Consider the following 255-nt stretch of genomic DNA (forward strand, 5'->3'; position numbering starts at 1 on the left):
CCGAGTTCTCTCAAGCGCCTTGGTATTCTCTACCTAACCACCTGTGTCGGTTTGGGGTACGGTTCCCAGTTATCTGAAGCTTAGGAGCTTTTCTTGGAAGCATGGCATCAACCACTTCGTCGCCTAAGGGCAACTCGTCATCAGCTCTCGGCCTTGAAATCCCGGATTTGCCTAAGATCTCAGCCTACCACCTTAAACTTGGACAACCAACGCCAAGCTGGCCTAGCCTTCTCCGTCCCTCCATCGCAATAACTG

General features: G+C 52.2%; 1 rRNA gene. It reads right to left on the reverse strand.

The features are described from left to right. Nucleotides 1-255 (reverse strand): 23S ribosomal RNA (locus L6D80_RS29995); the annotation flags it as partial.

It is taken from the genome of Pseudomonas ceruminis, assembly GCF_021602025.1.
GTDB classification, from domain to species: domain Bacteria; phylum Pseudomonadota; class Gammaproteobacteria; order Pseudomonadales; family Pseudomonadaceae; genus Aquipseudomonas; species Aquipseudomonas ceruminis.